The following is a 22,476-nucleotide window of genomic DNA, read 5'->3' as shown; positions in this document are numbered from 1 at the left end:
AAAGGATGGGATTTTACAATTAAATACACCGCCCGAAAGCGAACATACCATTGTATCGGAACAGAACACACCTCAATAACAAACCATAATAAAAACCTAATAATCAGTAACATACAACAATGGCATTTAGTTTGATACATTAATTATGTATTAAGGAAGGCCAATATGAAGCACCGCAAACCACTGGAACGCCGTACGTTTACGCAGGACCGTTTCGACATATTAATTAAACGACAAAAAAGCGGCAAGGCAACTTTTAACGAGCTTACCGAACTGGATGAAATTGTGAACCGCGACCCGGCCATCCGCGAAAGTGTTTTGATTGAAATGCAGGAAACAGATACCCCTGCCGATCATCAACAGGACGAAATACCACCTGCCACGAACCCCATCAAAAGGCAAACATTAATAGAAAAAATAGCAGCGTTCTTAAACAGGTTGCTGATCAGTAATTTCAGTCGGATTTCTGTAGCCTAACGAGGTTTGTTTAATTTATACCAGTCCGTATTTTACGGGCATCTGCAGTGTAAAACAGGTTTTCACATCTGATGAACTTACCTCGATTGTACCACCATGGGCACGTGCAATTTCGGCTGAAATAAAAAGACCTAATCCTAAACCTTGCTGGCCCGGCGCAACCGAACCACGTGCAAACGGCTTAAATAAATGCTCCATTGCTATATCAGGGATCTTTTTACCGGAGTTGGTAACGCATAACTTAAAATCTTCCCCATCTGAAAACACATCCACATTAACTTGCGTACCTTTTTGGCCGTGGGTTAAGGCGTTACTCAGCAGGTTTGAGAAAAGCTGGGCTATGCGCGTGCCATCGCAATTAACGGCTTCGGTAATATTAAATTTAGCTTCAATGACACGCTCCGGCCAAATCAATCTTAATTCGGCTATTACATGGTTTAATATATCTTCAACGGGTTCACTATTTTTGCGGCTTAATGAAATTCCGCCTCCAAGCCTGCCGCTTGCAAAATCGAGGATATTATCAATCAGTCCTTTTATACGATACGTTGAATCTTGTGCAATGGTGGCAAGCCGTTTAACACGATCTTCCAGCGGCATCCGCAGCAACAATTGCGCTACGTTTGATATTGCCGCTACAGGGTTACGCAGATCGTGCCCCAGTATGGCAATAAACTGTTCGCGAAGTTCGGCCGTCTCCTGCTCCTCGCGTAAACGGGCCTGCGACCGGGCTACCTGTTCGGCAGCATCAAGGTAAAAAGCTATTAGATCGGCAAATAGCTTAAACATACCAATGGTTTCGGGGTTGTTTATCTTGGCCGGCTTGGGGTCTATAGCGCAAAGGGTACCGAAAAACCGACCATCTTTAAGCATAATAGGCACGGAAATATAGCTTTGTAAACCATACATGGCCGGCGTGTGGTGATTGGCATAAACTTCATCCGCAGCAACGTGATCTATAACTACGGGCTGGTGGTTTTGCCTTATTTCGTGACAAATAGTAGTTTCAATAACTAATTCGTCGCCGGGTTTTAACCCGAAATCCACTTCATCTCTTACCGCACAGGTTATCCACCTGTCTGGCGTAACACGGGCAACCGCCGAAAATCCCATCCCGGTAGTACGCGTTACCACTTCGAGTATGGATTGAACTGCCTCTATGCCATTTACGGCATCAATATCCGCCTGAAAATTCGCTTCTAAAACTGACAATTGCTCTTTTAATAATTTCTAAATATAATACTAATTAAAATTATTCCATATGAATATATTCATTCCTAACATTAGATTTTACTGGCAACTTACAAAGAACCAGTATAAAATCAATTGTCAAAAAACAAAAAAAGCAGGGTGGCCTCACGCTAAACCTGCTTTTGGATATTAACTATTAACCGACCGATCTAAAATCTGTTAATTGGTAACAAAAATAGTTTATTTTATTTTTAATTTAAAATATATCTTAGTAATTAAGATACATAAAGATTTATCGTCAGTCAGATTAATCAAATTGCCCTAGCACTTATCATTTTATGCAGGTGATAGTTTAAATTTACGCCGATAGCAACATAAATAAATTACGACCATATCATGTGCTTTCTTTTATCCTAAACAAACACCGTAAACAAATGCAAATACATCAACAAGCCATATATTTAAAAGAACGTAAGCGCGGTTTTCATTTAATAACTACCGAGGTACTGCAGGCCTTGCCGCAGATAGCCGGCATAAAGGTGGGTATGCTACAGGTTTTCATTCAGCATACATCGGCATCGTTGACTATAAACGAAAATGCCGACCCAACGGTACGCCAGGATTTTGAAATGTATTTTAACAAAGCCGTACCCGAAAACGACCCCGATTATTTGCATGACGATGAAGGATCTGACGATATGCCGGCTCATTTAAAGGCCGCCATGCTGGGTAGTTCGGTCATGATCCCCATCCGTAACGGCCGCCCAGCCTTTGGCACCTGGCAAGGAATTTACCTTTGCGAACACCGTAATTACGGCGGGCAGCGTGGATTGGTAATAACTGCCTGGGGCGAATAAAAATCGATTATACAAGAAAACCTCTCTTCGGAGAGGTTTTCTTAAGTTGTATCGTATCCAAATACAACCTTACAACGTATCCGGATTAGGTATAAAATTCATGAATGCCTGGAATTTGGCATAATAGTTTTGCATATTAAGCTGGTAATAATATGCACCGCGTTTTGAGCCGGCTTTATCTTTATCAGCCAGTTTAATGAGCAGCCCTGTGGCCAGTACCCGCTTGCTGAAATTACGCTTATCTATAGTGGTATTAAATACGCTTTCGTACAAAATTTGCAATTGGGGCAACGTAAATTTGGTGGGTAAAAGTTCAAAAAGAATAGGATGCATAGCCGCTTTATAACGAATACGCTTGCGGGCCTGCTCTATCATTTCCTGCTGATCAAATATAAGTTTTGGGGTACGTTTTAACTGAAACCACTCGGCATGGTAATCAGCACTAATCTGGGTTTGGTATTTATTGATATCAACCAGGGCAAAGTACGCCACGGAAACCGTGCGCTCCATCGGATCGCGGTTAGGGTCGCCAAAAGTATATAGCTGTTCAAGATATACCCCTTCCAAGCCGGTGAGCTGCTTTAAGATACGATTGGCTGCCTGGTCAAGGCTTTCATCTGCCTGTACAAAGCCCCCCATCAGGCTCCAATTCCCCTTTTCGGGCTGAAAATCTCTTTTGATGAGTAATATTTTTAAAACCTCACCGTCGAAACCAAAAATTATACAATCAACAGCCAGTAATAGCCTGGTCTGCTTAGAATATTTGAGCATTTTTCCCCTTCAATTTTGATACAAAACAAATATATAATAACATTTTATATATGCATATAAAAATGGTCTTTCAACGGTATAAAGGATAAATATATTACCAAGCCATTTATAAGCTATCCACCTAAAAAGCTCATTATAGCCAGATTATACCTGCAGCATTTATGAATAAAAGGAATAAATTCAAATTTAAAACTTGCTCAATCAATATTTCGTATACAGCTTATACAACCTATGGTTTTATCAAACAATAAACTCATCATTTGTACTAAATGAAGAAACTCACGGGCATTTTATTGTTGCTGATATTTACTGCAACTGCAAGTTACGGTCAGCAAAAGGATATTGCCCGTTTAAAAAAAGGCCTCCCGCTTATTAGCGACAGTTCCCGTTACGTTGATGCCATTAATCGCCTGAGTATGCTGCTGTATGAAAAAAACATGGATAGTTCTTTTTACTATGCCAAACGTGCACGCGCTATTGCAGGCAGGCTAAATTATGCACATGGCATTGCCGATGCACTCAACAACCTGGGTATAGTTTACGACATGAAGGGCAACCTGCAATTGTCATTGCGGTACTATAATGATGCTTATAACAAGTATGTAGCCCTCCATGACTCCGCCAATGCCGTTCAGGGACTTATGAACATAGGCCTTGTTTTTAACGAAGCAACTGAAGATAGAAAAGCGATATCATTTTTAAGAAACGCCATGAATTACGGCAAGGGCATTACAAAAGATTCCATCCTATCGCTGTTATACTGTAACTATCTGTTGCTATATCCTGATAAAGTATCCAATGATTCTACAGATATACTGCTGGCTAAAGCCCGGGAGATTGCCCAACGTTACCATGACGACCGGGTACTGCTGGTAACCGACCAGATACAGGCCAAAATATATATCAAAAACGGCGACACGGAACAAGGTATAGCGCTACTGCAAAAGACTGCGGAGAAAGGTATAGCCATGGATCTTAATTATGTTACCCTTGACATTATCCAGGGCCTTGGTGATATTGTGATTAATAAAGATGCCGCAAAGGGCATCACCTATTATAAACAGGGACTTTATATAGCCGAAGTTACCGGCTACCATTATTATGAAAAGGTATTTGGCAAAAAGCTGTACGATATTTATAGTGTACAAAATAACCTTACCGAGGTACAACGCTACAGCGAAAAACTACTGAAGCTATATGACGATGAAGAGCAATTTACCAATACATCTGGTTTTGATTATATTGATTACGCCATAAAAGACCAACAACTGGAAGCCGTTACCATCCGGAGCGACAATCGACGCATATTGATGTTTGTATTCGGGATATTATTTGTACTCACCGCCGTAACTGTGATAATCATTTACCGCCTGTACAGCCTCAAAAAAAAACACACAAATATACTGGAGGAACTTAATCACTCTGTACAACAGCGAAACCAAAAGCTGGAAACCGACCATGAATTTAATAACAGGCTGGTATCTATCCTGGCGCATGATTTCAGGCAGCCGCTGGGCACATTAAAAACGCTGGCCAACGTACTTAAAGATGCCGATAGCTTTACCCACGAAGAATTAATGGAGTTAGTTGATACAATGGAGAATTCATCAAATATTTCGCTGGAAATTTTTGAGAATATTTTGCAATGGATAAAACAGCAGCTCTCGGGCTTTACCTACCAACCACAGGCAATGCTTTTAAAAGAGCTCATAGATGAAGCCCTGCAACCCTTTTACCTTACTGCGGAAGAATGCCATATCAGGCTTATCAATAAAGTTGCTGCAAATACTATCATTTATGCCGATAAGGAACTGGTGCAATTTATTCACCGTAATTTTATCCATAACGCCATTAAGTTTTCGCCAGATGATTCTTCTATTACCATTATAGGCAATACCGACGACGAAGGCACCACCGTTTGCGTGCAAGACGAGGGAAAAGGAATTTCGCCGGATAAGATAAGCACCATATTTAGCTTTAAGGTTGATTTACGTTACAGCAATGAAAAAGAAAAAGGGGCCGGTGTAGCACTTATGATATGTAGCGATTTTACAGAAAAAATGAACGGCCGTATATGGGTTGAAAATGCCAAACCCAAAGGCGCTAAATTTTGCTACGCCCTGCCACACCCGCAAAAACAAAGAAAATCTAAATCCTCTCCCTTAGAAAGGATTTAAGTAAGGCAATTATTTCAGTAAAACCTTTGTAGCTCCATAGCCAAATTTCTCTTTACGGGCATCCATAAAGGTTTGTACTTTGGGGTGCTTACCTAATTGCTTATGCAATTCGTTACGCAGGGTGCCATTCCCGGCACCATGTATAAATGTAATATCGGGCAGTTGATGTACTATTGCAGCATCCAGCGCTTTGTGAAAATGCGCCAGTTGTATTTGTAATATCTCGCTGCTTTGCAAAAACTGGTAATCGTCGCGCAGTTTTTCTATGTGCAGGTCTATTTCGCTTACAGGTTTTACAAATACCACTTTTTCTTCGGCAGGTTTAAAAAAACTCTCTTTAAGTTTCTGGGCATCTATTACAATTTCGGGTTCATCCAAACGAATTAACCAACCCGGCTCGGTCATCTGGGGCACCTGTTTTTTTGCGGTCGAAAAATCCTTTGCTTTAAACTTTTCGCTGATAACTAAAGGTGCAGGCGGCTCTATATTTTGTTTAGTGCTATATATGATATTAAATATAAAACGGGGCCATAACTGCAAATCGGCAAGTTGAGCCGAATATATTTTTGACGTAGATTTTGCACTCACTAAACCCGCAAACTCACCTTTAAAGGTTTGCAGTTTTTCGGTAGTAAAGGCAACCATCAACTGAAAAGATGTGTTATTAACCAAATGAAAATGCACTACCGAGTTTGCTTTTGCATCGGCTACTACCGCTACATACACCCCCTTCTTTTCAAACTCAGTCAGGTCAACAGGTTTTTCTTCGGCAGTAACTGTTTTATCAGCCCCGCCTGCCTGGTAGCCGTGTACGGTGGTTACTTTGCTGGCCAGTACAGGTATTTCAAAATCATCGTCGCCGGTAACACCTATCATTTGCTCGTCTATGATACGGGTTACAAAGCCTTCCATTTTTTCGTCAACAAACCGTACAAAGTCGCCTAATTTATATTTCATAGTAGTAAATCAAGCCGCAAAGTTAGCTTATATAAGCACAACACATAAAATATAAAGCATAAGTTGCGGTTATTATGCAGTACATTTGATTACAGGTTCTTTTTATAAATTAGCAGCTAATCATATATTTGCAACATGAGTGACGATACCCCTAAACACTTAGATCCGCAGTTATTAAAACAAGTATTTATTCATAATTTAAACAGGATTTATTTTGGTAAGTGCTACCTGAATAATAACCTTGCCCACATTATGGACCTGGCTTCGTTTAAAGCCCTAAAACTGGCTATAGGCGAATTTTGGGACGACGTAAAGAAACAGATCACCCGAATGGAGGAGATTTATGCCAATATTGGCGAAATTCCGTCTGATAAGAACTGTAATCCCATAAAATCAATAGTAAAAGACGAGTTTTGCCTTGATGAAGATCAATCGCTATCAATCCTACGCGATATGGATATCATTATGTACCTGCAATTACTTGAACATGTTAACATTACATCATGCCGTATGCTTATCATGGTAGCAAAATTATTGGAGCATGAAACTGCGCAGCAGTTGCTTACCGAATGTTTTGATGAATCAATGGATAACGACCAGTTGTTTATGATCATCAGCAAAGAATACCTTACTGAAGATTAAGCAAGCCTTAATTATCTTTTAAATTCCCGTAAAATAAGAAAGCCATCCGCATAGCGCAGATGGCTCAAATATTAGTTATTTAATACCCCTATTAAAATAACTTGAACAAATAAAAAAAATATTTCTAATAGTACCAATTTATTTGATTCAAAATAAAGGGATGTTACAAGTTTGTTACGTAATTCTTACTTATAAGTATGTATACACGGGGTTGCAAATCCCAATTTGAGGTGCTGTTGAGATGATTTGGCCAATAATTTCATGGATTTGTTTTTATTTTGCATCATGAAGATAATTAAACCCATTGTACTAACTGCTATCTCGTGCTTTGCCTTGTTACAGGTGCAGGCGCAAAGTTTGTATATGCCGCGCGATATACAAAAAGCCTTTAAAAAAGGAACCCGCCAGGCCGATGGCAAACCAGGTAAAAATTACTGGCAAAACCGCGGGACTTATAATATTACCATCACCGCTCTCCCGCCAGATCGTAACGTTAAAGGAACCGAGCAGATAACTTATGTAAATAATAGTCCGGATACGCTGAAAACGCTTAATATGAAGCTGATCCTGAATGCGCACAAACCTGGTGTGGCACGTTTTGGCGATGCCGGGCCCGATTATTTGACCAGCGGCGTTCAGTTTGACAGGTTCCTGATAAACGGGGAATCTATAAAAGTAAACAGCCAGGCTGCCAACACCAATCAATCGGTTAAAATACCAACGCCATTGTTGCCGCATCAATCGGTTAAGCTGGAGATTGACTGGCATTTTCAAATCTCGCTGCAAAGTGGCCGCGAAGGGATGATTGATTCGACAACTTATTACCTTGCTTACTTTTATCCGCGGGTATCTGTATATGATGATTATAACGGCTGGGACAGGCTTCCGTTTTTAGACGGGCAAGAGTTTTATAACGATTTTAATGATTATACACTCAATGTTATCGCCCCTAAAAACTATATAGTTTGGGCCACTGGAACGCTGCAAAACCCAACCCAGGTGTTACAGCCCGAGTACGCCAAACGCCTGCAAAAATCAATGACCAGCGATTCGACAATTCACATTGCTACTGCTGCCGATCTGACTAAAAAGAACATTACAGCCCAGGAAACGCAAAACACATGGATTTGGAAGGCTGACAACATAAGCGATATGGCAGTTGGCCTGAGCGACCATTACGTATGGGACGGTGCCAGCGCCATTGTTGATGATGCTACCCATCGTCGTGCCAGTATGCAGGCCGCGTTTTTGGATAACGCCAAGGATTTTCATAATGCGGTACAGGCCGGTCGTAATTCACTGAGCTGGTTATCACGCAACTGGCCAGGTGTGCCCTACCCTTTTCCTAAAATGACCTCATTTCAGGGATTTGCTGATATGGAATACCCCATGATGGTGAACGATAGCCATACCGATGATATTCAATTTTCGCAATTTGTGCAGGATCATGAAATAGCGCATACTTATTTCCCTTTTTACATGGGTATTAATGAAAGTCGTTATGCTTTCATGGACGAAGGCTGGGCTACCACCTTTGAACGCCTTATTGGTACTGCCGAGGTTGGCGCCCAAAAAGCCGACGATCTTTTCAAAAGCTTCAGGGTAAAACGCTGGATCAGTGATGCATCAACTGCCGAAGATTTACCGATTATTACACCATCAAGCGAGTTAAGGGCAGGCTATGGCAACAACTCCTATGGCAAGCCGGCACTAAGCCATTTCGCTTTGAAGGATATGTTGGGCGATGTACTATTTAAAAAAGCACTGCATGGTTATATGGACCGCTGGAATGGCAAACACCCTATCCCATGGGATTATTTCAACTCCATGAGCAATGTATCTGGCCGTAATCTCGATTGGTTTTTTAATAACTGGTTCTTCACCAATTACTATATCGATATTGATTTACAGAACATTACCAAAAGTAATGGCGGCTACACAGCTGCTATTAAAAATATTGGTGGCTTTGCGGTTCCGTTTGATGTGATATTAACGTATACCGATGGCACAACCGAAACCCTCCATCAAACACCCGCTGTTTGGGAAAAAGATCAAAAACAAATTTCAGTGAATATTAAAACCAGCAAAACCATTAAATCTGCTTTGTTGGACGGGGGTATTTTTATGGATGCCGACGTAAGCAACAATACCTTTGTGGTTAAGTAAACAAAAAAACATGTTAAAAGCAGAAAAACCCGACCTATTGGCCGGGTTTTTCTGCTTTTATGATAGTACTAAATATTATGCGTTCTGTACTGAATTGTTCCAGTCGTTAGCTGCGCCTTTTACTTTCGATTTTGCATCGTCGCCAAGATCCTTTACCCTATCGGCAGCATCTTTAGCTTTTGATTTAGCAGCTTCCAAAGCATCATCTTTATAATCATAAAGATCACTCACTGTACCATTAAACTTCGATTTAACCTTATCAACGGCGTTTGCGCTGTAATCTTTTATATCGTTGGCGGTTGATTGTGCTTTATTTTTAGCGGTATCTACCAAATCATTGATATAATCGGCAATATCGTCGCGCAGTTCGCCACCTTTTTCGGGTGCTAATAATAAGCCTAATGCGGCACCTGCTGCGGCACCTACCAATAGTGCGGCTATAATTTTTGCTTGATCTTTCATTTTTTGTTTTTTATGTAGAAGATTTAACCTGATGAGTTATAAACAACAACAATGCCAGTTATTTGGGACTGTGAGATTATTGGATTTTTGGGACTGTTGGACGAAAGACTAAAGGACAAAAGACTAAGGACTATGGAATAACGGAGGTAATGAATTACACAATGCCCTAAAAATAAAAAAGGCATCCACTAAAAAGTGAATGCCTGGTATGCTTAATGATTATATTATAATTAAATAACTTTTACATTTACCGCATTTAAACCTTTTCTACCGTTCTCTACTTCAAACTCAACTTTATCATTTTCACGGATCTCATCGATTAGGCCTGTTGAATGAACAAAAATGTCTTGACCACCGCTTGCTGGTGTAATAAATCCAAAACCTTTTGTTTCATTGAAAAATTTTACTGTTCCTTCTTTTTGCATTATTTTATTTATTAAAGGCTGCAAGGTAGGCAAATTTTTCAAAAACCATAACAGGGCTAAGTCATTATTTAGAATGATTTTAGTTGAGGATTTGATAATCGGGAAGCACAGAAACATCCATTTACTCATAATCTACTCATTATCAAATACCTCAATCAGGGCACTTTCAAGTTTTCAAATCCCATAATTTTTCAAATTTAAATTACGCAATTATGGCTAAATGCCTGCCTTTATTAAACCATCCTGCCTGTGTAAAATTACATTGGTTTATATAAGAATATGTAACCTAACCACGCGTATAGTTTTAATAAACTGTAAGTTTGCCCAAAAACAAGCATAACAAATGAAGGCCTTTATATTTGACCTTAACGGCACCATGATAAACGATATGGAATACCATACCAAAGCATGGCAATCACTTTTTAATAACGAATTGGGCGGCAGTTTTACCTGGGATGAAGTTAAACCCCAGATGTATGGCAAAAACCCCGAAGTATTGGTACGTATGTTTGGCCCTGACCGTTTTACGTTGGATGAAATGAATGACCTATCGTACCGGAAAGAAGAAAAATACCAGCAGGAATTTTTACCCCACCTGGCATTATTGCCGGGGTTGATTGAGTTTTTAGAAGCCGCCTATCAGCAAGGTATACCTATGGCCATTGGATCTGCGGCCATTCCGTTTAATATTGATTTTGTGCTGGATAATTTGAACATCAGGCATTATTTTAAAGCTATTGTAAGTGCCGATGACGTAGTGCTGAGCAAACCTCACCCCGAAACATTTTTGAAAGCTGCTGAACTGCTTGGCGCATCTCCTTTAGAATGTGTGGTATTTGAAGACGTACCCAAAGGTGCCGAAGCCGCAGCAAATGCAGGTATGAAAGCAGTAGTGCTTACCACCACCCATAACCCCGAAGAATTTGCCCACCTGCCTAATGTAGTACATTTTGCAAACGATTTTAATGATAATTATTTTAAGGAGCTGATAAACTGAAAACAGCAATATCAAATCTTGAATATCGAATGATGAATTATTAAAGATCAACCGATATTCAAGATTTCCTATGCTATACTATTTACGCTACACCTTCTGAATAAACACTCTGTACATGATCACGCAGGTTATAGCCCGATGCCATCACTTCGCCGTAAGCACCGGCGGTACGCACAGCTATCAGATCGCCGCGGAATGATTCCGGCAGGTCAACATCTTTCTGAAAACAATCAGTGCTTTCGCAAATAGGACCTACTACGTCGTATTTTAGTTCGGTGGTGTGTGGAGTGAGGTCTGAGGCCTGTTTTTCGGCTTCAGATCTCAGCCCCCGCACCTCAGCCCTCCGACTTAGATTCTCAATTAAATGATATGCCTGGTAAAGCATCGGACGGATAAGTTCCGTCATGCCGGCATCCAGGATAAGGAAATTTTTCTTTTTGCCATTTTTCACATACAACACTCTTGATATAAGTGATGCGCTTTGTGCTACCAGTGCACGACCAAGCTCAAAATGCACCTCCTGCCCTGGCTTAACGTTCAGGAAGCTTTTAAATACCTGAAAATAACTTTCAAAATCGGCAATGTTACCGTTGGGGCTATAATAGTCCACTCCTAAACCACCGCCTGTATTGAGCACTTTAACCGGGAAACCATGATCTTCAAACCAATCCTGCATTTCGTTGATGCGGGTACAAAGGCTTTTATAAACTTCCAGATCGGTAATTTGGGAGCCGATATGAAAATGGATGCCCAGGAACTTCAGGTTTTCGCATTTACGCAAAGCGGTGGCCACATCCGGCAGTTGCCAAATATTAATTCCGAATTTATTTTCGTCCAGTCCGGTGGTAATAAAATGATGGGTATGCGCATCAACGTTAGGGTTTATGCGGATAGCCACATTTGCCTTCTTGCCTTTTGCGCCAGCCAGTTCATTAATGATCTCCAGCTCCTGTACCGATTCTACATTAAAGCAAAAGATATCGGCATCAAGGGCAAAATTTATTTCTTTGTCTGATTTTCCCACGCCTGCGAAAACCACTTTGTCTTTCCCAAAACCGTGTTCGATAGCCGCCCTAACCTCGTTACCGCTCACACAATCGGCACCAAAGCCAAAAGATTGGATCATATCCAGCACGCGCGGATTAAAATTGGCCTTCATGGCATAATGCACATGAAAACCATGCTTTGCAGAAGCTTCGCGACAGGCATCCAGAGTTTGCCGTAATACCTCCATATCATAGTAGTAAAACGGGGTATCTAAGTCTTGAAAGCGATTTATTGTAGTATTGTTGAACATTTGCAAAAAGTACTTTATGTTATATCGCGATTTGTAGGCTGCTTTCAGAAGATTGCTTCGTACCTCGCAATGACGTGTTTATTATTTTAGTCCTCTCCTTTGGAGAGGGTTGGGTGAGGCTAAAACAACCTGTTATGCAGGCTTCTTAAAATCTCCACCTTATCCTCGGTTTTTACAAGTAACGACAAGTTATGATCGCTGCCGCCGTATGATATCATCCTCAGCGGAATGTGCTTAACCGCCTCCAGTACACGAGCGGCGTAACCATGTTTTTCGGCACCAAAATCACCTACTACGCAAATAATGGTGTGGTTTACATCCAGCTCAACCGAACCAAAGGCGTTAAGCTCGGTAGTGATCTCGCCCAGGTATGTGGTATCATCAATAGTTAATGACACCGCAACTTCTGATGTGGTTATCATATCTATAGAAGTTTTGTAACGCTCAAACACCTCAAATACCTTGCGCAAAAAACCATGCGCCAGCAGCATCCTGCTGGATTGAATTTTGATGGCCGTAATACCATCCTTTGCCGCTATAGATTTGATCTTGTCCTTTTCGCTGGTATTGGTTATCAGCGTGCCCTTAGCCTGCGGATCCATTGTGTTTAGCAAGCGTACCGGGATCTTATATTTTTGGGCAGGGAACACACTTTGCGGGTGCAGTATTTTGGCACCAAAATAAGCAAGCTCGGCAGCCTCATCAAACGATAGCTGGGCAATGGGCTGCGTGCCTTTTACAATCCGGGGATCATTGTTGTGCATCCCGTCAATATCTGTCCATATCTGCACCTCTTCGCTGCGGATACCGGCACCAATTAACGATGCGGTATAATCGCTGCCGCCGCGGCGCAGGTTATCAATTTCGCCAAAGGCATTGCGGCAAATAAATCCCTGGGTTATAAATAAATTAACGTCGGGATGTTTATCAAGTAACGGGGTTATCTTTTCGGTGATATAATCAACTATAGGCTCATTATCCTCGTCTATCTTCATAAAATCAAGCGCCGGCAACAGTACCGATGGTACCCCTATCTGGCGCAGATAAACGTGGTATAATGTGGTTGACAGTAATTCGCCCTGGGCCAAAATAACCTTATCTTCAATAGTTGTAAAAAGATCGTTAGCCAGGTTAGCAAGCACGTTAAAATGATAGTCAATAACTTCCTTGCCTTGCTTTAAAAATTGCTCGTCGGTAAACAGTTCCTTAATAAAAAGCTCGTATTTATCTTTCAGGGTGCCGATAAGTGAAATTGCCTTCTTCTTATCGCCGGCCAGGTAAGCCTGACCAATTTCTACTAAATTGTTTGTAGTTCCTGATACTGCCGATAGCACCACTATCTGCCTCTCGGCCGGATTGATGATATCCAACAGATTTTTCATACGGGCGGGGCTACCTACTGAGGTACCGCCAAATTTTAAAACTTTCATTTGCTGTAAACTTTTCCCTTAAACAATTGATAATTGTGTACCAATATTTGAGGGGTTAAAAATAAGATTTAAAACCCCGGATACCTAAAATGAGCGAAATAAAATTTGGCCTGGCCTATGGTAAAGCGTTGAAAGAAAAATTATCTCTTGTAAAGATACCTGCTTTTAAAAAGAGGCGAACTCACGCGACAGAAGATTACTAATTAAAAACCCCTGCCATTTAAAGCAAGGGAGTTTGACTTGGTAACAAGGTTTAGGTTTTATACACAAACATGGCGATTTGGCACTGCTTTAAAAATACCTACTTGTGGGTATATTGATAAGGAAATCGTTATTGGAAACCTATCGTTATAATCCCCCAATTAGGGTGATTATTCCATCGGCATACAATCGTTACTTTTGATTACAATATGCTGTTTATTAACAGTAAAGCTGTAAATTGTAATCGCCAATGACACGCAAACTGTTTGCTATATTTTTATTTACCTTAATAACCGGCAATGCCTTAGCGCAGGTTACTTATCCCGATGTTCGCCTGCCTGCCGATACTCCGCGCTTGTTTGCGACGGGCATACTAAGCGATGGCCTGAGCAACCGTGATTTCACCATATCGCCAAAAGGCGACGAGCTGTTTTTCACCCTGCAACAGCCGCGCTTTGTTAGCAGCACTATTTTGCACATGATAAAAAATAACGGCAAATGGAGCAAACCGCAGGTGGCACCCTTTTCAGGAAAATACCGCGACCTGGAAGCTACTTTTTCGCCGGATGGGCAGACGATCTATTTCTCATCCGACAGGCCCTTGAAAGATACAGGCGCAAAAAAAGATTTTGACATTTGGCGAATTAAGCGCGCAACTGACGGAACCTGGGGCAAACCCGAAAATTTAGGTACAACCGTAAATAGCAGCAAAAATGAGTTTTACCCCAGCATTACCCGCAGCGGTAATCTTTACTTTACAGTTGAGGCAGCTTACGGCAAAGGAAGCGAGGATATTGTAGTTTGCAAACCAACCGATACCGGACATACAAAACCCATTAGTCTGCCCGAAGATATTAATACCAAATACGATGAGTTTAATGCCTTTGTTGATCCCGATGAGCAATTTATTTTGTTCACCTCCTACGGTCGCCCGGATGATTTAGGTGGCGGTGATCTTTATATCAGCCGGAAGGATAACGCAGGTAATTGGCTTCCTGTTAAACATTTGCCGGCACCTATTAATACGCCTTATTTAGATTATTGCCCGTTCGTTAGCTGGGATAAAAAATACCTGGTATTTACCAGCAATCGACTAAACAAGGAATTAGCAAACAGAAAAACAAAGACTTACCAACAGTTACAACAAATACTAAACAGCCCGGGCAATGGCTGGGACGATATTTATTGGGTAAAGTTTGATACTAAGTGGTAAGAAGATTTTTCGTGTAGAGACGCAATATTTTGCGTCTCCCACATGCAAATCACCTATGCAATTCGGGCTTAGCGGGAGACGCAAAATATTGCGTCTCTACGTTGAAAACGGCCCTATTCCTCCTCCTTCGTTTCCTTCAAATCATCTTCCTTCTTCGCCTTGCCTAAACGGATTTTAGGATTGTCCTGGGAACCGGTAATGGTCATCGGGATGCCGAAGATGCCAAACGGCGGCAGCCCCAGTCGAAATTGCAAATTAAGCTTACCATCTAAACTTACCTTGCCCTCAAACCGTGGCCGGAACCCTGCTATCCGCATTTTGGTGCGTTCAATAGTGATGATGTTATTGGCGATGCTGGTCTTGATATCTACTTTTGATACATCGGCCTTAGCCAAACTATCGTGCCCGGTTTGTTTGCCAACCGCGTTAAATAGTTTAAAGCCGTGCATTTTTACCTTTTTTACCGAAAGCACTCCCCCACCCTTTAATGAAGGATAAACCGGTTTCATATCGCCGTTAAGCTTGCCGCTTAATTTATAATCTAACGATACAATACCTTGCACATGCTCGGCAGATGATGCCATATCATGGAACAGCTTAACCTCTTTGTAGGCCCGTTGTATATCAAATTCCTTTGCGTTGATGTGGTAATCAAAAAATGCTTTTTGCGGCGTAATGCTGCCATAAGTAGCATCCATAACTACAGGAGCACCAATTAAGGTAAAGCCGGTTTGTTTTAAAACAATCTGGCCGTTACTAATGGTCATATTACCTTTGGCATCAGTAAGATCAAGACCATTGTACTTAACCTTTTTTACATCGGCAACAAAATTAAGGTCGAGGTTGGCGGGAACCAGGATCACGCCTGTTGATTTTGTTGGCTTGGCCGATGCCGGCGTACCTGCAAAAGCCATAAAATCATCGGCTATCAGCAGGTCGCTTTTAAGGTTAAACTCGCCTTTTAATGGTGAATTTGGCTTAACCGCGTAGTCAATAACGTTAGATAGCGCACCATCCAGCACAATTGTAGATTTACCGTAGTTGGCACTAAACTGATCGAACTTCATCTTATCCTGGTTAAAGCTGAACAAGCCCGTTGTTATAAAAAAGGGCTTAGGGAACAGTTCTGATCTCAGGGCTATATCTTTAACTTTCAACGTGCCTGAGTTAGCCAACAGGTTATAACGACCGGCAGCCGCATCGCTTTGCTTGCCTTTGAGTGAGAAATTGGTTTTTATCAGGCCCTTGACATCGTAACCTTTCAAGGCAAATACTTTGTAAATTTTACCAATATCCAGCGAACCATGCGAAGCGATGTTGTAGTTAAGATCATCAAAATTGCGCAGGTCGGCTTTCAGTAAAAAAGGTTGGTCTTCAAACCGGAATGATACCTGTTTTATATTCACCTTCAGGCCTTTTAACGAGCCCGTGTTATTGGTAATATCGGCATTTACCTGTATATTTTGCAGCGGATGAGGATAGTATTTGGTTTGGATATACCCGTCATGCAATTCAATCTGCGCTTTGGTTACCGGAAAAATGCGACGGGTAGGTATGTAACGGCCTTTGGTGTGCAGGTCGGCGGTTAAATCGCCGCGCAGGTCTATGCTGTCTGCTGGGTAAAACTGTTTCAGATCGGCTAAATGGAATTTCGCTTTGAGGCCTACATCTATCAGCGCACCGGCGGTATTGCTCATTTTAAAATAGCCTTTCAAATAATTATTGAGCGCTATGGCATTAATATTTTCCATAGCCATACTGGCATGTGCAATATCATGATCGGGGCAATTAGCGTTCAAATTAAAACTGATGTTTTTAACGCCCTCAGGCAGTTTATTGTATTTAATATAACCGTTCCTGAACCACGACTGCAGGGTAAATTTAGGTATACTGGTGATAACGGTATCTATCCTCGGTCTTAAACCGCCTGTTTTCCTGGTCCCTTTTGCATACTTACCCTCGGCTACCATGTGCAGGGCATAACGTCCCTTCACATCAAACGCTTTAACGCCAAATGCCCGGTTCCATTTTTCAAGATCAATCTCGGTATTTATCTTGGCAAAAATATCCGGCTCTTTTACGCCTTTTACCTTGATCACCGATCCAAAATAATCCTTGCCAATATTAAAATATACCGAATCGATGTTGAGGTTAAGGCTATCGGGGTTAAGACCCGGCAGCTTTACGCTCATATTCAGATAAAGATTTTTAACAGGCTCGGGCGTTTTCTTGTTGGCAACATAACCATTGCGCACCTTCACGTTAAGCGTAAGATCGGGCATGATGTTTTTTGAGGCGATGTATTTGCCCGTTAGCGCCATCTGGATATTTCCGTTGCCGTCAATTTCAGTATCATCAACATATTTGGCGTATTCGGCAGGCAAGGCTGTAAAAATATCGCTCAGGTCGTTCTGATCTGAGGTAATCCGAAAATCCATATCATAGCCATCCTTCAAAAACTCAAACCGTCCCTTAAACTTAACGGGAAGCTTGTTTATCAGCAAATCGTTTTTTTGAAACGCAAAGGCTAATGATTTGGTGTTGATGCTGGTAACGAGATCGGCATTTACCTTTTTACCCAGCACATAGGGCTTATTGCCATAATAAAAATCTACAGAACTGGCTTCGGTATGGCTATGCAGGTCGAAAACATCTTTACTCAGGTCGCCGCTGCCTTTATAGTAAAAGCCGCGTGCATTTACCTGCATCGGCATCGACCGGTCGTTATAAACCAAATGGCTTTTTTCAACCAAGATCTGCTCAATGCCCAGGGATGCGCTGGCAGTATCTGCCGGATTAGCCTGTTTTGCATCTTTTGGTTTATAAACGTTGTAGTTGGCCTTACCCGCGCTATCTACCTGAATATTTATAAAAGCATCACTCAGATAGATCTTATTAATGTTGATCTTACTTTTAAATACCGACGAAAGATCAATGGCCAGCGAAATTTCTTTGGCGGCTACCAATGTATCATTTTGAAAAGGTGCGCTGCCGTTAAGCGAAAAATCATTTAAAGTAAGCGTAAGTGAAGGGAATTTTTTAAAGAACGACAAGCTGGTACCCGAAAAATTAAGTTTGCCATTAATACTGCTGCCTGCCCATTGTTTTATTTTATTGGTAACCGTTTGCGGAAACAAGTAGGGCAGCAAGAACATCAGCAGTAAAAGGCTTACTAATGTAACGGCACTTATTTTTAACGTTTTGAAGATCGTTTTTTTGATGGGTAACGGCATAAACAAATTGCTGTAAGGTGCCATGAAGGTAACCATAAAAGCTAAACACAATTGCGATTTTTTTGAATTACATAACCAATTTTCGACTAAGCGCAAGCCAATTATACTTCAAAGAAAATATTTTATTATTTAAACAACGTGCGCTCGAAAGACAATACCACAAAGACCTCATCCGCCAAAACAACATTCAAAATAAATACTTTATTTTTACCGCCATACATACCGTTCCTACAAGGAACACCGGACGACCAGGAACAATTGGTACCAATTGTACCCTACATTTAAATATAGCCGCCTTCATGGAAAACTATGCCGTTGTAATATTTATTCTCGCCATTATGATAGGCCTGTCGGCCATTGCCGATAAAATAAAGCTCCCCTATCCGGTGCTGCTTATTATAGCGGGTATAGCCGTTGGCTTTATTCCTGCCGTGCCGAATATTGCGCTAAACCCCGAGATAGTTTTCCTGATATTTTTACCGCCATTATTATATGACGCGGCGTTTAATATCTCCTACAAAACATTTCAAACCAATATTAATACCATTGGTACGCTGGCTATTTCGCTGGTATTTGTAACTGCATCGGGCATAGCAGTGGCGGCGCATTACCTTATCCCGGGCATGACCTGGCCGCTATCGTTTGTATTGGGTGCCATATTATCCGCTACAGATGCAGTAGCCGCCATGAGCATAACCAAAGGGCTCGGACTATCGCATAGTACCAACACCATTTTAGAGGGCGAAAGCCTGGTGAACGATGCGTCGGCATTGGTGGCTTACCGTTTTGCCGTCGCCGCCGTAACGGGCACCGCGTTTGTATTTTGGAAGGCATCATTACAATTTGTGATACTTATGGCAGGCGGTTTTGTGGTTGGTTTGGTTATGGGTAAGATACTGGCATTCATCATTAAGCGGGTACATCAAAATAACATGGTGACCATAAGTTTTATGTTATTAATGCCCTTTGTAACCTATTTAGTAGCCGAAGATTTGCATGTATCCGGTGTAATAGCGGTGGTTGTTTTGGGTTTAAGTATTGCACGTTTTAGCAACAAGGTATTTCCGGATGCATTAAAAAAGCAATCCAAATCCATATGGGACATTCTCATCTTTTTACTGAACGGCTTGATCTTTATATTGATAGGTCTGCAATTTCCCTATGTAATTAAAAGCATCAGCAGCAGCGAGGTTTGGCCTTATGTTGGATATGGATTTATTATAACCCTTTTGGCACTCGTGCTGCGGATTGCCCGTGTATTTTTGCAAAAATTCAACCTGCAACAAGCCTTTAAAAAAGGGCGGCCCAGAATAACCGAGGAAACACTGCTTGATTTTAAAGATAGTTTGATCATCAGCTGGTCGGGAATGCGGGGTATTGTGTCGCTGGCCATTGCCATTGGTTTGCCGACAACTTTGGCCAATGGTCAACCGTTTCCGCAGCGTAATGCCATTATCTTTATATCGGTGGTGGTAGTGCTATTCACCCTTATCGGGCAGGGATTAAGCCTGCCCTGGCTCGTTCGGAAATTAAAAACAGATTAAGAATAAGGCGAACCACGGTTCCATTATTTAACGACAATAGTTTTATTAAACACAATGTTATCTGATGCGCCGCCTATCTGGATCTCAAACTCACCGGGCTCTACAACGTATTGCATTTTATCATTGTACAAACCCAATTCGGAAATAGGTATTTCAAGAGTTACTTTTTCGCGTTTCCCGGCTTTAATGAGCACTTTGTTAAATGCCTTTAGCTGCTGCACGGGCGTTGCAACCGAACTGAATTTATCGCGAACGTACAGTTGTACTACTTCTTTTCCGTCACGGGTACCGGTGTTTTCAACTTCAACCTCTACCTTAACTGTGCCTCCTGTTGCCGAAAACACGGTATCCTTTAAAGTACAACTCACATATTTAAAACTGGTATAACTCAGACCATAACCAAAATTCCAAACAGGTTCGGGCTTGTCAAAAATGTAGTGCATTTTAGGGTCTTCGGGCGTGCCGGGGCTATCAAATGGTTCTTCTCTATCGGTCACAAAGTGGTTGTAATAAGTCGGTGTATTACCCGTACTCCTTGGGAACGAAACATTGAGCTTGCCGGATGGATTTACAGCGCCGGTAAGTATATCGGCCAGTGCCCGGCCTTGCTTTTCGCCGCCGTACCATTGCACTACAACAGCATCGGCATTATCCTTAACCCAAGGCATAGCAAGGGGTTTACCCGCTATAAATACCACGATCATGGGTTTGCCGGTAGCTTTTATTGCCTTTAACAATTCTTCCTGTGCCCCCGGTAACTCCAGCGACGAAAGATCAAACCCTTCGCCCGATGTGGAATATTTAGGGCTGCGACCAAGAAATGTACTGCGCGTGCCAATAGCTACAATAGCCAGATCACTCGCTTCAACGGCCTTTACCGCGTTTTGAATATCTGCTGTGTTCTTGCTCCACCAGTCACAACCTTCTACATTGCGCAGAGTAATCTTGTCGCCAACAACTTCTTTAAGCCCCTGTAATAATGTTGTACCTTCTTTGGGGTTACGTTCGGTCCAGGCATAATCACCAAAAATGGTTTCGTTGCTGTTGGGGCCAACTACGGCTATTGATTTATATTTAGATAGGTTTAGCGGTAAAATATTGTTACTGTTTTTAACAAGGATGGCGCTTTCGTCCGCAACTTCTTTTGACATAGCTACGTTTGCCGCGCTGTGTACAATTTTATCAACCTTTTTAGGATCACCGTAAGGATTATCAAACAAACCCAAAGTAAATTTAACTGTTAAAACACGACGCACCGCCAAATCAATGTATTTTATATCCAGCTTGCCCGATTTTACCATTCGCTCCAGGGTTTCGTAGGCATTGTCGATATCAAGATCGATACCCGCTATGAGGGCCATTTTGGCGGCATCTTCCTGCGTTGCAACCGCGCGGTGAAAAGTTTGCAGTCGATCAACCGAGCCCCAGTCCGAATATACATAGCCTTTAAAACCCAGCTCATCCCGTAAAATATCGGTCATGTAATAATGCGAACCGCTCATGGCTATACCATCATATGAACTATAGCATGACATTACCGCCAAAGGATTGGTTTCGGTAATAACTCTTTTAAAGGGGTACATGTACAAACTGCGCAGCTCACGCTCACCGCCACTCACGTTGGCGCAGTTAAGACCACCGGCAGGACTACCATGCGCCATAAAGTGTTTAGGCGTGCAGGTAATATTATATTTTTGATACCCGTTAATAAAACCTATCCCCATTTGGGCAATAAGGTATGGGTCTTCGCCAAAAGTTTCTTCAACACGGCCCCAGCGCAGTTCGCGGGCTATGTCAAGCACCGGCGAGAGGATCTGGTGGATGCCGATCACATTTGCTTCAGCACCGGCAGCCTGGGTCATCCGGGTAATAAGGGCCGGATTAAATGTGCTGCCTTGTGCCAGCTCCTGCGGAAACAGTGTACACCCGTTTTGCAGGATACCTTCGATACCTTCGGCCGCGGTAAGTATTGGAATACCGAGGCGCGTTTTTGTTAGCATGTAGGTTTGCAGTTTCTGATACATATCTGCACATTCGGCTGCAGAACGGTTCATTTCATGGGTACAACCGTAGCTTTCGCCCTTAAAAATATTTTCTATATCATTTGCTCCACCCGACGCCCGGTTTTGCAATTGCTGAATTTTTTCCTTTAACGTCATCCTCGGCAACAGGTCATCAACACGCTGGCTTACCGTTGCCTTTTTGTTTTTATACAATGGCGTATCGGCCGCCATATTTGCCGCCGAAGATGAATTAACAATTGCCAAAAGCAGGAAAGCGAACACAGTAAATATTTTTTTCATTTAAAGTTGATAGCGTAAATATTTGAACAAAAAGGTGTTTTTCGAATGTATTATTAAACTTTAAAACCAAAATTACAATCGATTGCGAAGGTAGTGAAATACATATTAGTCTTGCAACTATTTGTATTTATGT

The 22,476-nt window shown here is 41.8% G+C and carries 17 protein-coding genes; 8 read left to right on the top strand and 9 right to left on the bottom strand.

From position 1 onward, the window contains the following. The first annotated feature begins 165 nt into the window (after positions 1-165). Complete coding sequence (locus tag BLS59_RS06315) at positions 166-477, top strand: hypothetical protein (RefSeq protein ID WP_091146326.1); 312 nt, start codon at positions 166-168, stop codon at positions 475-477. Positions 478-492: 15 nt separating this feature from the next. Here the strand turns inward: BLS59_RS06315 and BLS59_RS06310 are convergent, their stop codons facing one another. Beyond that, positions 493-1,689 carry a GAF domain-containing sensor histidine kinase gene (locus BLS59_RS06310; RefSeq protein ID WP_240315159.1) on the bottom strand — a complete coding sequence of 399 codons (1,197 nt, stop codon included), beginning with the start codon at positions 1,687-1,689 and terminating at the stop codon, positions 493-495. Positions 1,690-2,102: 413 nt separating this feature from the next. On the opposite strand from BLS59_RS06310, the gene BLS59_RS06305 reads away from it, so the two are divergent. Beyond that, positions 2,103-2,525, top strand: a complete 423-nt coding sequence (locus BLS59_RS06305; RefSeq protein WP_091146322.1) for a secondary thiamine-phosphate synthase enzyme YjbQ — start codon at positions 2,103-2,105, stop codon at positions 2,523-2,525. A gap of 69 nt (positions 2,526-2,594) precedes the next feature. On the opposite strand, the gene BLS59_RS06300 is transcribed toward BLS59_RS06305, so the two are convergent. Then, positions 2,595-3,296, bottom strand: a complete 702-nt coding sequence (locus BLS59_RS06300; RefSeq protein WP_091146319.1) for an NUDIX hydrolase — start codon at positions 3,294-3,296, stop codon at positions 2,595-2,597. Between the two features lie 269 nt (positions 3,297-3,565). Between BLS59_RS06300 and BLS59_RS06295 the strand changes: the two genes are divergently transcribed. Then, positions 3,566-5,473 (top strand): ATP-binding protein, encoded by a 1,908-nt coding sequence (locus tag BLS59_RS06295; RefSeq protein ID WP_091146316.1) that lies wholly within the window; start codon positions 3,566-3,568, stop codon positions 5,471-5,473. Between the two features lie 9 nt (positions 5,474-5,482). Here the strand turns inward: BLS59_RS06295 and BLS59_RS06290 are convergent, their stop codons facing one another. Continuing rightward, a complete protein-coding gene (locus tag BLS59_RS06290) occupies positions 5,483-6,430 on the bottom strand; it encodes a Smr/MutS family protein (RefSeq protein WP_091146313.1) in 948 nt (315 codons plus the stop codon). A 135-nt stretch (positions 6,431-6,565) separates the two neighbouring features. Between BLS59_RS06290 and BLS59_RS06285 the strand changes: the two genes are divergently transcribed. Together BLS59_RS06285 and BLS59_RS06280 are read left to right on the top strand one after the other, a co-directional pair. Next, positions 6,566-7,072 carry a DUF892 family protein gene (locus BLS59_RS06285; protein ID WP_091146310.1) on the top strand — a complete coding sequence of 169 codons (507 nt, stop codon included), beginning with the start codon at positions 6,566-6,568 and terminating at the stop codon, positions 7,070-7,072. A 285-nt stretch (positions 7,073-7,357) separates the two neighbouring features. Beyond that, positions 7,358-9,238 carry a M1 family metallopeptidase gene (locus BLS59_RS06280; protein WP_091146306.1) on the top strand — a complete coding sequence of 627 codons (1,881 nt, stop codon included), beginning with the start codon at positions 7,358-7,360 and terminating at the stop codon, positions 9,236-9,238. A 75-nt stretch (positions 9,239-9,313) separates the two neighbouring features. Here BLS59_RS06280 and BLS59_RS06275 read toward each other — a convergent pair whose 3' ends face one another. Together BLS59_RS06275 and BLS59_RS06270 are read right to left on the bottom strand one after the other, a co-directional pair. Continuing rightward, a complete protein-coding gene (locus tag BLS59_RS06275; protein ID WP_091146303.1) occupies positions 9,314-9,700 on the bottom strand; it encodes a YtxH domain-containing protein in 387 nt (128 codons plus the stop codon). Between the two features lie 230 nt (positions 9,701-9,930). Continuing rightward, positions 9,931-10,125 carry a cold-shock protein gene (locus BLS59_RS06270; RefSeq protein WP_091147386.1) on the bottom strand — a complete coding sequence of 65 codons (195 nt, stop codon included), beginning with the start codon at positions 10,123-10,125 and terminating at the stop codon, positions 9,931-9,933. A 343-nt stretch (positions 10,126-10,468) separates the two neighbouring features. Between BLS59_RS06270 and BLS59_RS06265 the strand changes: the two genes are divergently transcribed. After that, complete coding sequence (locus BLS59_RS06265; protein ID WP_091146299.1) at positions 10,469-11,122, top strand: HAD family hydrolase; 654 nt, start codon at positions 10,469-10,471, stop codon at positions 11,120-11,122. A gap of 82 nt (positions 11,123-11,204) precedes the next feature. Here the strand turns inward: BLS59_RS06265 and lysA are convergent, their stop codons facing one another. Together lysA and BLS59_RS06255 are read right to left on the bottom strand one after the other, a co-directional pair. Then, positions 11,205-12,419, bottom strand: coding sequence for a diaminopimelate decarboxylase (gene lysA, locus BLS59_RS06260; RefSeq protein WP_091146296.1), 1,215 nt, complete (start codon positions 12,417-12,419; stop codon positions 11,205-11,207). A gap of 119 nt (positions 12,420-12,538) precedes the next feature. Then, positions 12,539-13,849, bottom strand: a complete 1,311-nt coding sequence (locus BLS59_RS06255) for an aspartate kinase (protein ID WP_091146294.1) — start codon at positions 13,847-13,849, stop codon at positions 12,539-12,541. 451 nt (positions 13,850-14,300) lie between these two features. Between BLS59_RS06255 and BLS59_RS06250 the strand changes: the two genes are divergently transcribed. Then, positions 14,301-15,263 carry a TolB family protein gene (locus BLS59_RS06250; RefSeq protein WP_091146292.1) on the top strand — a complete coding sequence of 321 codons (963 nt, stop codon included), beginning with the start codon at positions 14,301-14,303 and terminating at the stop codon, positions 15,261-15,263. Between the two features lie 113 nt (positions 15,264-15,376). Here BLS59_RS06250 and BLS59_RS06245 read toward each other — a convergent pair whose 3' ends face one another. Continuing rightward, positions 15,377-18,496 carry an AsmA family protein gene (locus BLS59_RS06245; protein ID WP_162842566.1) on the bottom strand — a complete coding sequence of 1,040 codons (3,120 nt, stop codon included), beginning with the start codon at positions 18,494-18,496 and terminating at the stop codon, positions 15,377-15,379. A 62-nt stretch (positions 18,497-18,558) separates the two neighbouring features. On the opposite strand from BLS59_RS06245, the gene BLS59_RS06240 reads away from it, so the two are divergent. Then, entirely contained in the window at positions 18,559-20,040 is a 1,482-nt protein-coding gene (locus tag BLS59_RS06240; RefSeq protein WP_240315158.1) for a Na+/H+ antiporter, read from the top strand. A gap of 23 nt (positions 20,041-20,063) precedes the next feature. Here the strand turns inward: BLS59_RS06240 and BLS59_RS06235 are convergent, their stop codons facing one another. Continuing rightward, positions 20,064-22,343, bottom strand: coding sequence for a glycoside hydrolase family 3 N-terminal domain-containing protein (locus BLS59_RS06235; RefSeq protein ID WP_091146286.1), 2,280 nt, complete (start codon positions 22,341-22,343; stop codon positions 20,064-20,066). Between the last annotated feature and the right edge of the window lie 133 nt (positions 22,344-22,476).

The sequence above is a fragment of the Mucilaginibacter pineti genome, from assembly GCF_900101875.1.
Taxonomy (GTDB): domain Bacteria; phylum Bacteroidota; class Bacteroidia; order Sphingobacteriales; family Sphingobacteriaceae; genus Mucilaginibacter; species Mucilaginibacter pineti.
The sequence above is the reverse complement of the archived record's forward strand: the minus strand, read 5'-3'. Positions and strand labels throughout refer to the sequence as shown.

Bases quoted from the DNA above. Each gene is read 5' to 3' on its own strand.
- BLS59_RS06275 (WP_091146303.1), bottom strand. From the start codon at position 9,700: ATGAAAGATCAAGCAAAAATTATAGCCGCACTATTGGTAGGTGCCGCA.
- BLS59_RS06270 (WP_091147386.1), bottom strand. From the start codon at position 10,125: ATGCAAAAAGAAGGAACAGTAAAATTTTTCAATGAAACAAAAGGTTTT.
- BLS59_RS06285 (WP_091146310.1), top strand. From the start codon at position 6,566: ATGAGTGACGATACCCCTAAACACTTAGATCCGCAGTTATTAAAACAA.
- BLS59_RS06315 (WP_091146326.1), top strand. From the start codon at position 166: ATGAAGCACCGCAAACCACTGGAACGCCGTACGTTTACGCAGGACCGT.
- BLS59_RS06245 (WP_162842566.1), bottom strand. From the start codon at position 18,496: ATGCCGTTACCCATCAAAAAAACGATCTTCAAAACGTTAAAAATAAGT.
- BLS59_RS06295 (WP_091146316.1), top strand. From the start codon at position 3,566: ATGAAGAAACTCACGGGCATTTTATTGTTGCTGATATTTACTGCAACT.
- BLS59_RS06250 (WP_091146292.1), top strand. From the start codon at position 14,301: ATGACACGCAAACTGTTTGCTATATTTTTATTTACCTTAATAACCGGC.
- BLS59_RS06300 (WP_091146319.1), bottom strand. From the start codon at position 3,296: ATGCTCAAATATTCTAAGCAGACCAGGCTATTACTGGCTGTTGATTGT.
- BLS59_RS06255 (WP_091146294.1), bottom strand. From the start codon at position 13,849: ATGAAAGTTTTAAAATTTGGCGGTACCTCAGTAGGTAGCCCCGCCCGT.
- BLS59_RS06305 (WP_091146322.1), top strand. From the start codon at position 2,103: ATGCAAATACATCAACAAGCCATATATTTAAAAGAACGTAAGCGCGGT.
- BLS59_RS06265 (WP_091146299.1), top strand. From the start codon at position 10,469: ATGAAGGCCTTTATATTTGACCTTAACGGCACCATGATAAACGATATG.
- BLS59_RS06235 (WP_091146286.1), bottom strand. From the start codon at position 22,343: ATGAAAAAAATATTTACTGTGTTCGCTTTCCTGCTTTTGGCAATTGTT.
- BLS59_RS06290 (WP_091146313.1), bottom strand. From the start codon at position 6,430: ATGAAATATAAATTAGGCGACTTTGTACGGTTTGTTGACGAAAAAATG.
- lysA (WP_091146296.1), bottom strand. From the start codon at position 12,419: ATGTTCAACAATACTACAATAAATCGCTTTCAAGACTTAGATACCCCG.
- BLS59_RS06280 (WP_091146306.1), top strand. From the start codon at position 7,358: ATGAAGATAATTAAACCCATTGTACTAACTGCTATCTCGTGCTTTGCC.